At 46.4% G+C, this 509-nt stretch carries 1 pseudogene; it reads left to right on the forward strand.

Annotation, left to right across the window (positions count from 1 at the left end):
• A pseudogene (locus IQR33_RS12600) lies at positions 1-509 on the forward strand (excinuclease ABC subunit B); the annotation flags it as partial.

Genomic DNA, 509 nt, shown 5'->3' on the forward strand with positions numbered 1-509 from the left:
ACGCTTGCTGCTCAGTTATATGGTGAGATGAAGTCATTCTTTCCTAATAATGCGGTTGAGTATTTTGTTTCTTACTACGATTACTACCAACCTGAAGCGTACGTTCCGACCACGGATACCTTTATAGAGAAAGACGCTTCAGTTAACGCGCATATAGAACAAATGCGTTTGTCTGCTACAAAAGCACTACTAGAACGTAAAGATGCCATTATTGTTGCATCGGTATCGGCTATCTATGGCTTGGGTGATCCTGAATCGTATCTACAAATGATGCTGCACCTACGTCGCGGTGATGTGATTGACCAGCGCGATATGCTACGCCGTCTTGCAGAGCTGCAATACTCACGCAATGACGTTGCATTTGAGCGTGGCCAATTCCGTGTTCGAGGTGAAGTGATTGACATCTTCCCAGCCGAATCAGACCAAGACGCTGTGCGCGTTGAGATGTTTGACGATGAGGTGGATTGCATCAGTGTGTTCGATCCATTGACAGGCGTGGTGAAACAACG

Origin of the sequence: Vibrio sp. OPT46 (assembly GCF_015163535.1) — a bacterium.
Classification (GTDB): domain Bacteria; phylum Pseudomonadota; class Gammaproteobacteria; order Enterobacterales; family Vibrionaceae; genus Vibrio; species Vibrio alginolyticus.